The organism is Nocardioides sp. CER19 (genome assembly GCF_029846275.1).
Classification (GTDB): Bacteria; Actinomycetota; Actinomycetes; order Propionibacteriales; family Nocardioidaceae; genus Nocardioides.
The window spans coordinates 921,291-937,394 of the sequence record NZ_JARVWS010000002.1 but is presented as its reverse complement, the minus strand read 5'-3'; the positions used below and the strand labels follow the sequence as shown (position 1 = coordinate 937,394).

15 protein-coding genes are annotated in these 16,104 nt (G+C 71.2%); 8 read left to right on the top strand and 7 right to left on the bottom strand.

Annotated elements, in window-relative coordinates:
* Window positions 1-45 precede the first annotated feature (45 nt).
* The 5 genes from QDS12_RS13025 to QDS12_RS13005 all read left to right on the top strand — a co-directional run bounded on the left by QDS12_RS13025 (window position 46) and on the right by QDS12_RS13005 (window position 4,566).
* Window positions 46-1,665, top strand: a complete 1,620-nt coding sequence (locus tag QDS12_RS13025; protein WP_279879483.1) for an acyl-CoA carboxylase subunit beta — start codon at window positions 46-48, stop codon at window positions 1,663-1,665.
* Window positions 1,662-1,922, top strand: coding sequence for an acyl-CoA carboxylase subunit epsilon (locus QDS12_RS13020; RefSeq protein ID WP_279879481.1), 261 nt, complete (start codon window positions 1,662-1,664; stop codon window positions 1,920-1,922). The genes QDS12_RS13025 and QDS12_RS13020 overlap by 4 nt, the downstream gene beginning before the upstream one ends.
* A gap of 135 nt (window positions 1,923-2,057) precedes the next feature.
* Window positions 2,058-2,795, top strand: coding sequence for an alpha/beta hydrolase (locus tag QDS12_RS13015; RefSeq protein ID WP_279879479.1), 738 nt, complete (start codon window positions 2,058-2,060; stop codon window positions 2,793-2,795).
* A gap of 225 nt (window positions 2,796-3,020) precedes the next feature.
* The gene (locus tag QDS12_RS13010; RefSeq protein WP_279879478.1) at window positions 3,021-4,307 is read left to right on the top strand and encodes an HNH endonuclease signature motif containing protein; all 1,287 of its coding nucleotides are present in this window, start codon (window positions 3,021-3,023) and stop codon (window positions 4,305-4,307) included.
* A 70-nt stretch (window positions 4,308-4,377) separates the two neighbouring features.
* Window positions 4,378-4,566 carry a hypothetical protein gene (locus tag QDS12_RS13005; protein ID WP_279879477.1) on the top strand — a complete coding sequence of 63 codons (189 nt, stop codon included), beginning with the start codon at window positions 4,378-4,380 and terminating at the stop codon, window positions 4,564-4,566.
* On the opposite strand, the gene QDS12_RS13000 is transcribed toward QDS12_RS13005, so the two are convergent.
* Complete coding sequence (locus QDS12_RS13000) at window positions 4,563-5,114, bottom strand: sugar O-acetyltransferase (protein WP_279879476.1); 552 nt, start codon at window positions 5,112-5,114, stop codon at window positions 4,563-4,565. The two genes, QDS12_RS13005 and QDS12_RS13000, sit on opposite strands and share 4 nt — an antisense overlap.
* A gap of 81 nt (window positions 5,115-5,195) precedes the next feature.
* On the bottom strand, window positions 5,196-6,323 hold the full coding sequence (locus QDS12_RS12995; protein WP_279879475.1) for an epoxide hydrolase: 1,128 nt from the start codon (window positions 6,321-6,323) through the stop codon (window positions 5,196-5,198).
* Between the two features lie 87 nt (window positions 6,324-6,410).
* Between QDS12_RS12995 and QDS12_RS12990 the strand changes: the two genes are divergently transcribed.
* The 3 genes from QDS12_RS12990 to QDS12_RS12980 are packed head-to-tail and all read left to right on the top strand — an operon-like array spanning window position 6,411 to window position 10,112.
* Window positions 6,411-7,355: a WYL domain-containing protein gene (locus QDS12_RS12990; protein WP_279879473.1), complete on the top strand. Its 945-nt coding sequence runs from the start codon at window positions 6,411-6,413 to the stop codon at window positions 7,353-7,355.
* 10 nt (window positions 7,356-7,365) lie between these two features.
* The gene (locus tag QDS12_RS12985; RefSeq protein WP_279879471.1) at window positions 7,366-9,033 is read left to right on the top strand and encodes a DUF885 domain-containing protein; all 1,668 of its coding nucleotides are present in this window, start codon (window positions 7,366-7,368) and stop codon (window positions 9,031-9,033) included.
* Entirely contained in the window at window positions 9,033-10,112 is a 1,080-nt protein-coding gene (locus QDS12_RS12980) for a crosslink repair DNA glycosylase YcaQ family protein (RefSeq protein WP_279879470.1), read from the top strand. Before QDS12_RS12985 ends, QDS12_RS12980 begins: the two co-directional genes overlap by 1 nt.
* On the opposite strand, the gene metG is transcribed toward QDS12_RS12980, so the two are convergent.
* From metG to QDS12_RS12955, 5 genes are all read right to left on the bottom strand, one after another.
* Entirely contained in the window at window positions 10,113-11,900 is a 1,788-nt protein-coding gene (metG, locus tag QDS12_RS12975) for a methionine--tRNA ligase (protein WP_279879468.1), read from the bottom strand.
* Between the two features lie 39 nt (window positions 11,901-11,939).
* Window positions 11,940-13,136 (bottom strand): N-acetylmuramoyl-L-alanine amidase, encoded by a 1,197-nt coding sequence (locus QDS12_RS12970; RefSeq protein WP_279879466.1) that lies wholly within the window; start codon window positions 13,134-13,136, stop codon window positions 11,940-11,942.
* 71 nt (window positions 13,137-13,207) lie between these two features.
* Complete coding sequence (locus tag QDS12_RS12965; protein ID WP_279879465.1) at window positions 13,208-13,753, bottom strand: maleylpyruvate isomerase family mycothiol-dependent enzyme; 546 nt, start codon at window positions 13,751-13,753, stop codon at window positions 13,208-13,210.
* A complete protein-coding gene (locus QDS12_RS12960; protein ID WP_279879463.1) occupies window positions 13,753-14,352 on the bottom strand; it encodes a DsbA family protein in 600 nt (199 codons plus the stop codon). The genes QDS12_RS12965 and QDS12_RS12960 overlap by 1 nt, the downstream gene beginning before the upstream one ends.
* Before the next feature lie 48 nt (window positions 14,353-14,400).
* The gene (locus QDS12_RS12955; protein ID WP_279879462.1) at window positions 14,401-16,080 is read right to left on the bottom strand and encodes a CHAP domain-containing protein; all 1,680 of its coding nucleotides are present in this window, start codon (window positions 16,078-16,080) and stop codon (window positions 14,401-14,403) included.
* Between the last annotated feature and the right edge of the window lie 24 nt (window positions 16,081-16,104).

Genomic DNA, 16,104 nt, shown 5'->3' with positions numbered 1-16,104 from the left:
CTCGCCCATTCGTGTCCTCGCTCACGGGCACTAGTGTGCCGAACTGTGAGTGCCCAGCCTGACGAGACACAGAGCAACCCGACCTCGGCCGACCTCCACACGACGGCCGGCAAGCTGGCCGACCTCGACCGGCGGATCGACGAGGCCGTTCACGCCGGCTCGGCGAAGGCGGTCGAGAAGCAGCACGCGAAGGGCCGCAAGACCGCGCGTGAGCGGATCGAGATGCTCTTCGACGAGGGCTCCTTCCAGGAGCTCGACGAGCTGGCGCGGCACCGCTCGACCAACTTCGGGCTGGAGAAGACCCGTCCCTACGGCGACGGCGTGATCACCGGCTACGGCACGATCGAGGGCCGCCAGGTGTGCGTGTTCTCGCAGGACTTCACGGTCTTCGGCGGCTCGCTGGGCGAGGTCTACGGCGAGAAGATCACCAAGGTGATGGACCTGGCCATCAAGACCGGCTCCCCGATCATCGGCATCAATGAGGGCGCCGGCGCCCGCATCCAGGAGGGCGTGGTCTCCCTGGGCCTCTACGGCGAGATCTTCCGCCGCAACGTGCACGCCTCCGGCGTGATCCCGCAGATCAGCTTGATCATGGGCAACTGCGCCGGTGGGCACGTCTACTCCCCCGCGGTCACCGACTTCACGGTCATGGTCGACCAGACCTCGGCCATGTTCATCACCGGCCCCGACGTCATCAAGACGGTCACCGGCGAGGACGTCTCCATGGAGGACCTCGGCGGCGCCCGGGCGCACAACACCAAGTCGGGCAACAGCCACTACATGGCCTCCGACGAGGAGGACGCGATCGAGTACGTCAAGGCGCTGCTCTCCTTCCTCCCCCAGAACAACCTCGACGAGGCACCCTCCTACGAGGCGCCCGCCTCCCTGGAGATCACCGACGAGGACCGGGCCCTCGACACGCTGATCCCGGACTCCCCCAACCAGCCCTACGACATGCACGACGTCATCGCCGGCGTCGTCGACGACGGTGACTTCCTCGAGGTCCAAGGCCTGTTCGCGCCCAACATCATCGTCGGCTTCGGCCGCATCGAGGGCCGTTCGGTCGGTGTCGTGGCCAACCAGCCGATGCAGTTCGCCGGCACCCTCGACATCGACGCCTCCGAGAAGGCGGCCCGGTTCGTCCGGTTCTGCGACGCCTTCAATATCCCGGTCCTCACCTTCGTCGACGTCCCCGGCTTCCTGCCCGGCACCGACCAGGAGTGGAACGGCATCATCCGCCGCGGCGCCAAGCTCATCTACGCCTACGCCGAGGCCACCGTCCCGCTGGTCACCGTCATCACCCGCAAGGCCTACGGCGGCGCCTACGACGTCATGGGCTCCAAGCACCTCGGCGCCGACATCAACCTCGCCTGGCCGACCGCCCAGATCGCTGTCATGGGCGCCCAGGGCGCCGCCAACATCGTCTACCGCCGCGAGCTCAAGTCCGTCGCCGACGCCGGTGGTGACGTCGAGGGCCGTCGCGCCGAGCTCATCGACGACTACGAGACCACGCTGGCCAACCCCTACATCGCCGCCGAGCGCGGGTACGTCGACGCCGTCATCCCGCCCCACGAGACCCGCGCCGAGGTCACCCGCGCGCTGCGGCTGCTCGCCACCAAGCGCGAGACGCTGCCGCCCAAGAAGCACGGGAACATCCCGCTGTGAGCGGCCTCGAACAGAACAGCGCTGTGAGCGGCAGCGAGCCGGACGCCGCGCCCGTCCTGCACGTCGTCAACCCGGACGCCGCCCCTGAGGAGATCGCAGCGATCGTCGCCGTGTTCGCCTCCCTGGGCGGTGGCGAGTCCGCGCCCGAGCCACCGCGCTCGGAGTGGGCCAACCCGGAGCGCGCCGTCCGCGCGACGACGGTCCGCGCGCTCGCGCACGGCCGCGGTGCCTGGCGGGCCAGCGGCCTGCCCCGCTGATAGCCTTCAACGGCCGTACGACGACCAGGAGGTGATACCCGTGAACGATTCGACATGGGTGCTGCTCGCAGAGGTCACGGTCGGGCGATAGGTCGTCCGGGAGCGCCGCTCGAACGCACTCCCGAAGGAACGACCATGCACTTCTCCTCTGAGCAACGACTCCGCGACGGCGTGCACGAGCGCGGATTCTCCATCGGTGACATCCCGGGCATGCTGTGGACGCCTTCGTCCGCATCGCCGACCGCACCCGTGCCGTTGATCCTCCTCGGTCATCCGGGCGGGCTGAGCCGCATGTACCCCCGCCTGGCGGGTCGAGCGCGGCACGCCGCCGCGGAGGGCTTCGCCTCGGCGACCATCGAGCTACCTGGCAGCGGCGAGCGTCCGGCGATTCCGACCGTCGAGCAGGCACGGGCTGACCTGCGCCAGGCGATCGCGGCCGGTGAGCGACCGGCAGACGACACGATCGACCGGTTGATCCTTCCGCTGGTCGACGCGGCGGTCCCGGAGTGGCAGGCCTGCCTCGACTCGGTTCTCGGCCTTCCCGAGATCGGCGGCCCGGTCGCCCTCTCCGGCGGAGTCATCGCCGTCGGCGTACGCCTGGCGCTGGCCGAACCACGCCTCGTCGCCGCCGGCCTCTTCGCCGGAAGCTTCGTGCCCCGCGCCATCATCGACGAGGCCCGCCGCGTCACGATCCCGGTCCATGTCCTGCTCCAGTGGGACGACGAGGGCAACGACCGGCAGGCGGCCCTCGACCTGTTCGACGCGTTCGGCTCGGCGGAGAAGACCCTCCAGGCGAACATGGGTGGACACACGGGAGTCCCGACGTACGCCGGCGAGGATGCCGCCAGGTTCTTCGCCCGCCACCTCCGGTAGCGGCGAGAGGAGTTGATCGCTCGCCGATCGACGACCTCACCCGCCGGATCTGGGTGGTCGCCGCGCAACGCGGTCGAAGAGAGACATCAGTCAGATCTGCTCTTGCGGACCAATTCGAACAGGTGTACGATAAGAGCAGATCGTAAGTCGTTCCCACCGAGCCGTCCCTTCGGCCCCTCCACGTCGATCTGCTGACCTTCCCGTCGAGCGATCAGTGGAGGCACGGTGACCGCCGTCAGCGACCACCCCTCTCCTACGCCGGCCTCCGACCGGCGGCACGAGGTGCACCGGTTCCTCGGCCGGTTGCACGAGCGGCTCGACGGCGTCGACGCCGGCCGCACGTGGTCGTTGGCGCCGACGGAGCTGGCGGAGTGCGTGGCCGAGGCGTTCGCCGCGCAGGCACGCATCGCCGCGCTGACGCTCGCGCTGGTCGCCCAGGCCGACCAGTCCGACCTCGCGAGCCACGACGGCGTGGTCGACCTGATGGCGTGGCTGCGTGACCGCGTGCTGCTGGCGCCGGCCGATGCCAGGCGCCAGATCACCCTGGCGCGCTCCCTCGCCGAGCACCCTGTCACCTCCGCGGCGCTGGCGGCGGGCGCCTTCCCGGTGGCCTCGGCCGCGACGATCGTCGCGGCTCTCGACGCCCTGCCGCGTGACCTCGACCCGGCCGTGCGCGAGCAGGCGGAGGAGTACCTCACGGGCGAGGCACACGCCCACGACACCCGGGCGCTCCGGCGGCTCGCCGATCACCTCGACGAGGTGATCGACCCTTCCGGTGCCGAGGCACGGCTGGCCGCCCAGCTCGCTCGTGCGGAAGCCGCGGCGGATCGGAGGACGTTCGTCCACCTCTGGCACGACGAGCTGACCGCGACCACGACCGGGACCATCCGCCTCCCGCTCCTCCACGGCGTGAAGCTGCAGCGGATGCTCGAGTCGCTGCTCAACCCCGACAGGCCCGACCCGATCCCGACCGACGACCCCACGACCGGGGTCAGGCTCTCCGCCGAGGAGCGGCGTGGGCACGCCCTGGCCGAGCTCATCGACCGCGTCCCCGCCTCCGGACTGCCGACGATGGGCGGTTGCGACCCCTCCGTCGTGGTCACCATGGACCTCACCACCCTGGTCGGCGGCCTGCGAGCCGCCCAGCTCGCCACGGGGCACGCCGTCAGCCCCGGGCTCGCCCGACGGCTGGCGGCGCGGTCAGGCGTCATCCCGGCGGTGCTCGGCACCGACAGCGAGATCCTCGACCTGGGCCGCAAGGCACGGTTCTTCAGCAAGAAGCAGCGGCTGGCGATGGTCGTGCAACAGGGTGGCACCTGCGCCGTCGACGGGTGTGTCCGTCCCGCGGTGTGGGGCGAGGCCCATCATCTCGACCAGTGGCAGTCCGGCGGCAGCACCGACCTCGCCGACGGCGTGCTCATCTGCAGGCGCCACCACACCTTCGCCGACCACCCTGACTACCGCGTCGCACGCCTTCGTCCGGGGCGGATCCAGGTGCACCGACGCTGCTAGTCCGCGAGCCGAGGACAACCGCCGTTCGAGGTGCAACACTGCGAGCCAGGAACTCCCGAAGGGAACACGCATGTTCTTCGTGATCGTCGCCGTCGTGGTGCTCGCCGTCCTCGGCTGGGCCTGGCGCTACGACCGCCGCCGCGGTCGTCAGAAGGTCGACCTTCAGGCGAACCCCGCCTTCCAGAGGGACCGCGACGCGGCCGTCGAGGAGTCGGTCATCAACAGGCTGCGCAACCCCAACGGCTACGGCCCCAGCTAGGCCGAGCCCAAGCGCCTCCGCTCGACGAGACCCGCTCCGGTGACGACGCTCATCGGGGGCACGTCCGTCGCGACCACCGCGCCCGCGCCGACCACCGAACCGCGGCCGACGGTCACCCCGGGCGCGATCGTCGCCGCCGCGCCGATCCAGACGTCGTCCTCGAGGACGATCGGCGCGTGCGTGATGAAGTCGAACCGCTCCCCCGGCTCGACCGGATGGCCGGCGGTGCTCAGGGTCACCCGCGGGCCGATGAGGACGCGGTCACCGATGGTGATGCCGCCGAGGTCCAGGAAGTAGCAGCCCTGGTTGATGAACACCCGCTCGCCGAACGACGCGCCGAGGCCGTAGTCGCAGAAGAACGGCGGGAGGATCGACAGCGACTCGGGAACCGGCCCGCCGAAGATCTGCTCGAGCACCTCCCGGCGCGCTGCGAGGTCGTCGAACGGGAGCGCGTTGAGCCGCGCGGTGAGGGTCATGACGAGCCCCACCCGCTCGGCGAAGGCTCGTGACTCGGGGGTCCCGGTCTGCAGGCGCTGCTCGTCTCGCACGCGCCGATGCTGGCACGGCGAGTCCTGGATCGGAGCGCGACCCGCCCTGGCCGGGAACGGCGCGGGGCGGGTCGTGGTCGGTCAGCCCTGAGCGTAGAACGCGCGCAGGTCGGCGACGACGTCCTCCGGCACCTCCAGGGCGGCGTAGTGCCCACCGCGCGGGTGCTCCGACCAGTGGGCGATCCCCGCGTTGTCGCGCTCGGCGAACCGGCGGATGGTCTGGAAGTCGTCGCGGAACACGGCCACGCCGATCCGCCCGGTGCTGACCACCGGTTCGACCCCGGCGTGCCCGGTCTCGTAGTGGTAGCGCACGGCAGTCGCCGCCGTGTTGGTCAGCCAGTAGAGCGTCACCTGCTCCAGCACCTGCTCGGGCGTCACGAGCGACGTGCCGTTGCCGAAGTTCTCGAAGAGCTCGCTGTAGGCCAGCCAGCCCACCGGCGAGTCCGACACGGCCGCGGCGATCGTCTGCGGCCGGGTGCCGTTCATCGCGTTGTAGCCGCCGACCGACTGGAACCACTGCAGGTGCGCCAGGGCGGCGTACTCCTTCTCGCCGAAGCCGTCCATCTCCCCCGGCGCGCCGGTGGGGAACGAGAACAGCTGGAGGACGTGCGCGCCGAGGAACCCCTCGGGGTCGAGCACGGCGAGCTCCCGGCCGATCATCGCGCCGGCGTCGCTGCCGTGGATGCCGTACGACGAGTAGCCGAGGCGTCGCATCAGGGCGTCGTAGGTCTGCGCGACGCGGGCCATCGTCCAGCCTCCGCCCGAGAGCGGGGTGGAGAACCCGAACCCCGGCACAGACGGGATGACGACGTCGAACGCGTCCTGGGCACGACCGCCGTGCGCGACCGGGTCGGTGAGCGGCCCGATCATCGGCAGGAACTCGAGGAACGAGCCCGGGTAGGTGTGCGCCAGCAGGAGCGGCGTGGCGCCCGGCACGCCGCTGCGGACGTGGACGAAGTGCACGGTCTGGCCGTCGATCTCGGTCAGGAACTGGGGATGGGCGTTGGCGCGCCGCTCGACGGCCCGCCAGTCGAGCTCCTTCCAGCGCTCGACCATGTCCCGCAGGTAGGCCGCCGGCGTGCCGTAGTCCCAGGAGTCGCCGGGGGCTGCGGGCGCGAAGCGGGTGCGCTCGAGGCGGGCACGCAGGTCGTCGAGGTCGGCCTGCGGCACCTCGATGGCGAACGGGGTGATGGTGCTCGTCGTGGTCATGTCTCTTCTCCGATCGTGGGGCTCGGTGCTGATGGAGACGACGCTAGGAGCGGTTCAGGAAAGGTAGGTTCCGCTATTCTCGAGGTCGTGCGAGAAACCTCGGCACGGCTCCTGGAGCTCCTCGGCCTGCTCCAGGCCCGGCCCGACTGGACCGGAGCCGAGCTGGCCGGTCGCCTGCACGTCACCGACCGGACCGTGCGCAACGACATCGCCCGGTTGCGCGAGCTCGGCTACCCCGTCGACGCGGTGCGCGGTCCGGGTGGCCGCTACCGCCTCGGGGTCGGCGCCAAGATGCCGCCGCTGCTGCTCGACGACGAGGAGGCGGTCGCCGTCGCCGTCGGGCTGCAGGCGGCGACGGCCGTCGCGGGGTTCGAGGAGACCGGCGCCCGGGCGCTGGCCAAGCTGGAGCAGGTGCTCCCCGACCGGCTGCGCCGCCGGCTGGCGTCCCTCGCGTCGGCCACCACCACCGGACCCAACACCGACGGGCGCTTCCCCGACACGCCGGTCGACCCGAGGCTGCTCGCCGAGCTGGCCGACGCGATCCGCGACCACCAGGGGCTCCGAGCGTTCTACCGCGACGAGCCGGCCGAGCTCGAGCCCTACCGGCTCGTCGCCTGGCAGCGTCGCTGGTACCTCCTGGCCCGCGACCCCGCCGCCGACCGGTGGGGGCCCTACCGGGTCGACTGGCTCCGCCTCCGGACGCCCGGCGGGCGGCGCTTCGCCCCGCGCGAGTTCCCCGGTGACCTGACCGAGTTCGTCGTGCGCGAGGTCGCTCGCACCGGCTGGGCGGTGCACGCGCGGCTCGCCATCGACGCGCCGGCCGAGGAGGTGGTCGCCCGCATCAACCCGGCGGTCGGCACCGTCGAGCCGCAGGGCGCAGCACGCAGCGTGCTCGTCACCGGCGGCGACAGCCTGGAGACCATCGCGATCTGGATCAGCATGCTCGGCCTGGACTTCACCGTGGAGTCGCCGGTCGAGCTCGTCGAGCACGTCCGGGTATTGGCCGAGCGCTACGCGCGCGCCGTGTCCTAGTGTCCCTACCGTGACCCGACCCGTCGACGCCCGCACCGACCAGTTCGTCGAGGACTTCGCCGCCCTCGACCCGCTCATGGCGACCTACGCCGGCATCGCCGGACACGACCACGAGCTGCCCGACCTGTCCCCGGACGGGTTCGAAGCCCGGGAGCACACCACGCTCGCGGCGCTGCGCGACGTCGAGGGCATCACGCCCTCGGACGACCGGGAGGCGGTCGCCCGCGACGCGTTCCTGGAGCGGATGCGACTCGAGGTGGAGGAGGTCGAGGCCGGCCTCGCCCGCGCGCAGCTGTCGGTCATCGGCAGCGCCGCGCACGAGATCCGCGAGGCGTTCGACCTGATGCCGACCGCCACCGAGGAGGACTGGGTCAACGTCCGAGCCAGGCTCGAGGGCATTCCGGCCGCCATGTCCGACTACCGCGTGACGCTCGCAGCCGAGGCGGACGCAGGCCGGGTCGTCGCGCGCCGCCAGTACGTCGAGGTGGCCGCCCAGGTCCGCAACTGGACCGGCCAGGAGGGCGAGGGTGGCGACTTCTTCGCCGGCCTCGTCGCGGGTGCGCCCGACGGGCTCGAGCGCGATCTCGAGCGGGCCGCCGCGGCCGCCAGCGCGGCGTACGCCGACTTCGGCCGCTTCCTGGAGTCGGACCTGGCGCCGAAGGGGCGTGAGCGCGAGCCCGTCGGCCGCGAGCACTACGCGCTGGAGTCGCGCCGGTTCCTCGGCGCGACGGTCGACCTCGAGGAGACCTACGCGTGGGGCTGGGAGGAGCTCAAGCGGCTGGAGGACGACATGGCCGTCACGGCCGAGCGCATCCTCCCCGGCGGCACGCTGCACGAGGCGGTGGCGCACCTCGACGCCGACCCGGCGCGGAAGATCCCGAAGGACGCGCTCCGCGGCTGGATGCAGGAGCTCGGCGACCGTGTGATCGGCGAGCTGGCCGACGTCCACTTCGACATCCCGCAGCCGATCCGGCGCATCGAGGCGATGATCGCCCCGACCAACGAGGGCGGCATCTACTACACCGGCCCGAGCGAGGACTTCAGCCGGCCCGGCCGGATGTGGTGGTCGATCCCCGACTCGGTGACCGAGTTCAGCCCCTGGCGCGAGACCACCACCGTCTTCCACGAGGGCGTCCCCGGCCACCACCTCCAGGTGGCGCAGACCGTCTACCGTGCCGACCTGCTCAACCGCTGGCAGCGGCTGCTGTGCTGGGTCAGCGGCCACGGCGAGGGCTGGGCGCTCTACGCCGAGCGTCTGATGGACGACCTCGGCTACCTCGACGACCCCGCCGATCGGCTCGGCATGCTCGACGGCCAGGCCTTCCGTGCCGCCCGCGTCATCATCGACATCGGCATGCACCTCGAGCTGCAGATCCCGGCCGACAACCCGTTCGGGTTCCACCCGGGCGAGACCTGGACGCCGGCGCTGGGCCGGGAGTTCATGGGCCAGCACTGCCTGATGGATCCCGCGTTCATCGACTTCGAGGTCAAGCGCTACCTCGGCTGGCCGGGCCAGGCCCCGTCCTACAAGGTGGGCGAGAAGATCTGGCTGGAGGCCCGTGCCGACGCCAAGGCACGCAAGGGCGCCGACTTCGACCTCAAGCAGTTCCACACCGACGCGCTCAACCTGGGCTCGCTCGGCCTCGACCCGCTCAAGGCCGCGCTCGCGCGGCTCTGATGCGTCTCAGCGGGGACCATGCGCGCCGGATCGCGGTCCGGGCGCAGCTGCTCGACGCCCGGCGCGAGCTGTCCGTCGCGGAGACCGTGGACGAGCTCACGCTCCTGCAGGTGGACCCGACCGCTGCGGTCGCGCCCAGCGCCGACCTGGTGCTGTGGTCACGGCTCGGCGGCGACTACGAACACTCCGACCTGACCTTCGCGCTCGAGGCGGAGCGGTCGGTGGTCGAGCACTCGTCGTTCGTGCGCCCGATGGACGACATCGGTCTGGTGCTGGCGACGGCACCACGCGAGCTGCACCCGACCGCCCACGAGTGGCTCGCCGCCAACGAGGGGTTCCGTGGAGACGTGCTCGCCAGGCTCGACGGCGAGGGCCCGCTGACCGCCGCGGAGATCCCCGACACCTGCCAGGTGCGGTGGGCCTCCAGCGGCTGGAACGACGACCGGTCGGTCAACCGCCTCCTCGAGCTGCTCACCCGGCTCGGCGACGTGGCGATCACCGGCCGGCGCGGCAAGCTGCGCGTCTACGACCTGGCGGAGCGGGTCTACCCCTCCGACCTGGAGGTGCCGTCCTACGACGACGCGCGGACCGAGCTCGACCGGCGCCGGCTCGACGCCCTCGGCATCGCTCGCAGCAGCTCGAAGGCCAACGGCGAGGAGCTCGGCTCCGGCGGTCTCGGTGATCCCGCGGTCGTGGACGGTACCGACGGGGAGTGGCGGGTCGACCCCGAGGCGCTGACGGCACTCGCGACACCCTTCGACGGGCGCGCGGCGCTGCTGTCTCCCTACGACCGGCTGGTCTACGACCGCGTCCGCGCGCTCGACCTGTTCGGGTTCGACTACGTCCTCGAGATGTACAAGCCACCGGCGAAGCGCCGATGGGGCTACTTCGCCCTGCCGATCCTGTACGCCGACCGGCTGGTCGGGAAGCTCGATGCCAAGGCCGACCGCAAGGCGGGCGTGCTGCGCGTCCACGCCGTCCACGAGGACTTCCCGTGGACGCCCGACGTCGGCGACGCCGTGGAGGCCGAGATCGACGCGCTCGCCGCCTGGCTCGGGCTGGAGGTCACGCGCGGATAGTCACTGCCCCAGCCGGGACAGCTCCTCCTCGACCACCGACGGGTCCAGCTTGGTGAACACCGGCGTCGGCTTCTCGACCGGCGTGCCGACGGCGATCGGGTGACGACCCCAGGTCGGGAAGCCCGAGTAGTCACCGGTGATGACCGGGTAGCCCGGCCCGCCGTCGAGGTCCTCGACCTCCTCGATCCGCGGCAGCGGCGCGACGTCGCCGGTCCCGCCGAGCGCCCGGTCGACCGCGTTGGCGGAGAACGGGAGGAACGGCGACAGGACGATGTTGAGATCGGCGACGCACTGCGCCATCACGTGCAGCACCGTGCCCAGCCGGTCGGCGTCGTCCTTGATCTTCCACGGCTCGGTGTCGGAGACGTACTTGTTGACCTCGCCGACGACCCGCATCGCCTCGCCGATCGCGCGCTTCTGCTGGTGGCGGCCGATGAGGTCGCCGACGGTCGCGAACGCGCCCTCGACCAGGTCCAGCACCGCCTGGTCGTCGTCGGTGATCTCGCCGAGCGCCGGAAGCTCGCCGAAGTTCTTCGCGATCAGGTTGGCGGTGCGGTTGACCAGGTTGCCCCAGCCGGCGACCAGCTCGTCGTTGGTACGCCTGACGAACTCCGCCCAGGTGAAGTCGCTGTCCTGGCTCTCGGGCCCGGCCACGGCGACGAAGTAGCGGAACGCGTCGGGCTGGTAGCGCGAGAGCAGGTCGCGGACGTAGATCACGATCTTGCGCGAGGAGGAGAACTTGCGACCCTCCATCGTCAGGAACTCGCTGGAGACGACCTCGGTGGGCAGGTTGAGCTCCCCGAGGTCACGCGGCCGGCCGCCCTTGGCGCCCTTGCCGTTGTAGCCGAGCAGCTCCGCGGGCCAGATCTGGCTGTGGAAGGTGATGTTGTCCTTGCCCATGAAGTAGTAGGACAGCGCCTCCGGCGCGTTCCACCACCGGCGCCACGCCTCCGGGTCACCCGAACGGCGAGCCCACTCGACCGACGCGGACAGGTAGCCGATGACCGCGTCGAACCACACGTAGAGCTTCTTCGTCGGGTTCTCGCGCCACCCGTCCAGCGGGACGGCGATGCCCCAGTCGATGTCGCGCGTCATCGCGCGCGGGCGGATCTCGTCGAGGATGTTCTTCGAGAAGCGGATGACGTTGGGCCGCCACAGGCCGGTCTTCTCCCGCTCGTCGAGCCACTCCCCCAACGCCTCGGCCAGCGCCGGCAGGTCGAGGAAGAAGTGGCTGGTCTCGACGAACTCGGGCGTCTCGCCGTTGATCTTCGAGCGCGGGTTGATGAGGTCCTGCGGGTCGAGCTGGTTGCCGCAGTTGTCGCACTGGTCGCCGCGGGCGCCGTCGTAGCCGCAGATCGGGCAGGTGCCCTCGATGTAGCGGTCGGGCAGCGTCCGCCCGGTGGACGGGCTGATGGCGCCGTAGGCCGTCCGCTCGACGAAGTAGCCGTTCTCGTAGACGCCGAGGAACAGCTCCTGCACGACCACGTGGTGGTTGCGCGTGGTCGTGCGGGTGTAGAGGTCGTAGGTCAGGCCGAGGCCGACCAGGTCCTCGATGATGAGCCGGTGGTTCTGGTCGACCAGCTGCTGCGGGGTCACCCCCGCCTCGTCGGCGGCGATCAGGATCGGCGTCCCGTGCTCGTCGGAGCCGGAGACCATGAGGACGTCGTGCCCGGCCATCCGCATGTAGCGGCTGAAGACGTCGGAGGGCACGCCGAAACCGGCCACGTGGCCGATGTGACGTGGGCCGTTGGCGTACGGCCAGGCGACGGCGGACAGGACATGGGTCATGACCGGAATCCTAGTGAGGAGGCGCCACCGGCTTTCCGGTCAGGGGCTGAAGCGGCGCACACGCTTGCCGATCCAGCGCCGCAGAGCGGGCAGCTCGTCGTAGAGCGCGGTCCCCGGACAGCTGGTCTCGTTGGTGTCCCGGTGCCCGTCGATCGTGGGCAGCCGCACCAGCGTGCCCGCGGGGAAGCGGTCGCTGCCCTTGGACCGCACGTCGATCCTGCGCAGCGGGTGCCCGCCGTACATGTCGAGCTTCCAGGCGGCGATGTGCACGACGGCACGCAGCGCCGCGTTGGTCGGCGGCTGCTTGCCGAACCTGCCGATCAGCGCGATGCCGACCGACTCGTGGTTGAAGCCCAGCGTGTGCGCGCCGCGGACCGGCTTGTTGGCGCCGCCGCTGCGGCCGACCCAGGCCCGGCCGAACCGGTCGACCAGGAAGTTGTAGCCGATGTCGAACCAGCCCAGGGAGTGCGTGTGGTAGTAATACATGCCCCTCAGCAGGCCGGGCACGTCGCCGGGCGCGTAGTCGTTCGCGGTCGCCGTGTGGTGGATGTGGACCTGCCGGATCTTGCGGATGTACGTCGGCTGGCCGTTGCGCCAGGACGGGTCGGCGCCCCAGGCCTTGCGGCTGTAGATGGCCGGCTTCGGCGCGTGCGTCGGCTTCTTGCGCGCCACGACGGTGGTCGCCACCGCCGGTGAGGCCGAGACCGATCGAGCGGCTGCCGGTGTCGCCGTCTCCTCGGCCGGGCCGGTGTCGATCAGGGCCAGCCTGAGGCCCTTCGGCAGGGCGCCGATCACCTCGACCTGGACCAGCCGGTGCCGGCCCGTCCACATGGCCTGGGTGCCGCTCCGGCTGCGCTGCTCGCTCGCCGACGGGAGGTCGGTCTGGCGGGACAGCGTCCGCCACCTCCCCCAGCCGCCGTCGCCGTCCGGCCACCGGACGGCGACCCGCTTCGGGGCACGCCGGCCGGTCCAGGTCACGCCGACCATCGAGTAGCCGGTGGTGCGCAGCGTGTCGGTCCGGCGGCCGCCGGTGACGGGGTGCGCCAGTCGCCCGGCGAGGGCGAGGTCGACCTCGGAGACGCCGCCGCCGGTCGGCTTCAGGCGTACCGCCGGGGCGGCCGCGGCCGGGGCCGGGGCGGAGGGGGCGAGGGTCAGGACGGGTGGGGCGAGTGCCAGTGCGAGGGCGACCGCGAGTGGTCGCCGACCGGCACGAGCCCGAGTACTCGTTCGGCGCATGACTCAACATCATGCGTCACTCCAGTCACAGAACTGGTCTAGACCGCAGGCTTCGGCGTGTCAGGACGACGTCAGCCCGCCGACCACGGGACCACCCGGCCGGCGTACGCGGCCAGGTGCTCGTAGGCGTTGGACCCTTCCGGGGCCTGGCGCGCGTTCTTGAACGCCCGGCCCTTGCGGATCGGCCCGAGGATGCGGTCCATCGTGACCACCGAGCGCTGCGCCAGCGCCTCGTCGAGGCCGTCGGTCGGGCGGCCCAGCGCGGTGGCCAGGTCCCAGGTGTGGATGGCGACCTCCGCCGCCTGCCAGTCCGGGTCGACCATCGCGGCGTCGCCGACCTCGCGCCACAGGTTGACGAGGGCGTTGCCGCGGGTGCGCAGCTCCTCGCCGAGGTGCTCGGCGTAGTCCTCGCGGCCGTTCCAGCCCGGCGGCGAGCCCTGGAGCTGGGTCACGAAGATCCGAGGCACCGCGATCAGGTGGTTGGCGAGGTCGCGCACGTCCCAGTCGGCACACGGCGTGGGCAGCCCGAGGTCGGCCGTCTTGACGTCGTCGAGGAGATCGGCCGCCTGCGTGAGGGCGCGCTGCAGCGCGAGCACGCCCATCGGGTCGACCGCCATCAGCTGAAGTCCAGGTCGTGGGTGCGCGCCCGCTTCAGCTCGTAGACGTAGGGGTACTCGGTCACGAGCACGAAGCCGTCCCACAGTCGGCCGGCCGCCTCGCCCTTCGGCGCCTTGGAGATGACCGGGCCGAAGAACGCCTGGCCCTCGATGGCGATCGTCGGGGTGCCGACCTCGTTGCCCACCTGGTCCATGCCGAGGTGGTGCGACTTCTTGATGTGGTCGTCGTAGGACGAGTCGTCCATCGCGTCGGCGAGCTCGGGCTCGAGACCCGCGGTCGCGAGCGCCTGCTCGATGACCTCGCGGGTGAAGGACTGCTTGTCGATGTGACGGGCGGTCCCGAGCGCGGTGTAGAGCGGCAGCAGCGCGTCCTTGCCGTGCTTCTGCTCCGCCGCGGCCAGCACCCGCACCGGGCCCCAGGCGTCCTTGAGGAAGTCGCGGTACTCCTGCGAGATGTCCTTGTCCTGGTTGAGGTAGGCCAGGCTCATGATGTGCCAGGTCACCTGGACGTCACGGACCTTCTCGACCTCGAGGATCCACCGCGAGGTGATCCAGGCGAACGGGCAGGCAGGGTCGAACCAGAAGTCGGCGTTGGTCATGTCTGCATCCAACACCGCACCGCCGACGGATATGCCGCGGGCCTGCGCTCAGCCGCGCTTGGTCTTCTTGACCGGCTGCGCGCCGCGCACCTTCACCGTGACCGTGCTCTTCACCCTCGTGGTGCGCGCGTCACCCATGTAGAGGGCCACGAGCCGACGCTGTCCGGGCCGCAGGCCGGTGAGCCGCACCTTGCCGACACCGCGAACGAGGCGCACGAGGTGCTTCTTGCCCTGCATCTTCAGCCAGACGTTGCCGGACGGCCGGCGGGAGTCGGGGGCGGTGACGATCACCTTGACGAGCGCGGTGCGGGCTCGGGTCGTCGCCACCCGGACCTCGAGCCCGGAGGGCGCCTTCACGCCGCCGACCGGCCCGAGCACCAGGGCCTTGCTCCGGTAGCCCAGGTGCGTGAGCTGGACCCGGACGGAGATCTTCTTGCCGATGTCGAGCGGCTTGACCACGTAGCGCGGCCCGGTGAACGCGGGCATCTGCTGGCCGTCGCGCATCCAGACGTACGTCGCCTTGGCGTCGCTCGGCTTGAGCACGCCCGGGTCGGCGGTCAGGGTCTCGCCCACGAGGAGCTTGCCCTGGACGCCGCCGGGCTGCGCGACCGTGATGTCGGGCGCCAGCACCGGGTCGGTCGGCGCCGACGTGGTGGTGAGCGTGGTGTAGCCCGGCGTGGTCGTCGTGACGACGATGCTGAGCCGCTCGTTGGCCACGTCCTGCGTCGGCTTGTAGGTCGGGCCGGTCGCGCCGGGGATCGGCGCGCCGTCGGCCAGCCACTGGACCGTCGTGCTCGCGGGCTTCGGGGTGTAGTCGCCGAGGGAGGCGGTGAGGGTCTGGTCGACCTGGGCGGTCCCGTCGATGCTGGGCGGGGTCCCCACCGTCTGGGTTCCGGGTGCGGTCGCGGCCGTGGCTGCGCTCGACGACCCACCGGAGACGTACGACGCCCGGGCGGCCGTGACCCGGACCTGGATCGCCTTGCCCAGCTCGCCGGCGCCCGGTGTGAAGGTCGACGCCGTGGCGCCCACGATCGTGTGCCCGGCGGCGTACCACTGGTAGGTGTAGGTGCCTGCCGGCGTCCACGTGCCCGTGGTGGCGCGCAGCGGCACCCCGACCTTGGCGGTGCCGACGACCGTCGGTGCGGCCGTCGCCTTGAGCGCCACGTCCTTGTAGTGGATGAAGCCGCTGGGCCACGGGCCGGCGCTCTTGGAGATCCGCCGCCAGGAGAACTCGCTGCCGTAGTTGGACTCGGAGATGACGATCTCGGTGGCGCTGATGACCTGCTCGACATAGGCGACGTGGCCGGCCGAGCCCGCACCAGGCACGTTCGCCTTCCACCAGGCGATGGAGCCGACCATCGGGGTCGCGTTGTAGCCGAACGAGGGGCCCCAGTACTCGGCGTTGCCCTTGCCGGTCTTGAGCTGGGCGGGGCGCGTGGCCGAGCCGCCGTTCTTGATCATGCGGTAGGCGACGTAGTTGGTGCAGTTCACGCCCGAGTACATGTTCCAGTACATGCTGCCCTTGGCGGTCTTGTAGCCCTGGTGGGAGTAGCCGCGGCTCTGGCAGCCGTCGAACCCCTGGCAGATCACCACCGTCGCGGTCGCACCCGCGTCGGTCTGCTCGGCCATGCCACTCTCCGCGGGCAGCGCCAGGGCCAGGAGCACACCTGCGAGCAGGGTCGCCAGGGCCTGAAGTGGTCGCTGATACCGATGTGACTGGAGTGGCACGCGAGCACTCTAGAGAAAAGATTG

Coding starts and splice junctions, on each gene's coding strand:
- QDS12_RS13015 (WP_279879479.1), top strand. CDS start 2,058: ATGCACTTCTCCTCTGAGCAACGACTCCGCGACGGCGTGCACGAGCGC.
- QDS12_RS13005 (WP_279879477.1), top strand. CDS start 4,378: ATGTTCTTCGTGATCGTCGCCGTCGTGGTGCTCGCCGTCCTCGGCTGG.
- QDS12_RS12995 (WP_279879475.1), bottom strand. CDS start 6,323: ATGACCACGACGAGCACCATCACCCCGTTCGCCATCGAGGTGCCGCAG.
- QDS12_RS12980 (WP_279879470.1), top strand. CDS start 9,033: ATGCGTCTCAGCGGGGACCATGCGCGCCGGATCGCGGTCCGGGCGCAG.
- metG (WP_279879468.1), bottom strand. CDS start 11,900: ATGACCCATGTCCTGTCCGCCGTCGCCTGGCCGTACGCCAACGGCCCA.
- QDS12_RS12970 (WP_279879466.1), bottom strand. CDS start 13,136: ATGCGCCGAACGAGTACTCGGGCTCGTGCCGGTCGGCGACCACTCGCG.
- QDS12_RS12965 (WP_279879465.1), bottom strand. CDS start 13,753: ATGGCGGTCGACCCGATGGGCGTGCTCGCGCTGCAGCGCGCCCTCACG.
- QDS12_RS12960 (WP_279879463.1), bottom strand. CDS start 14,352: ATGACCAACGCCGACTTCTGGTTCGACCCTGCCTGCCCGTTCGCCTGG.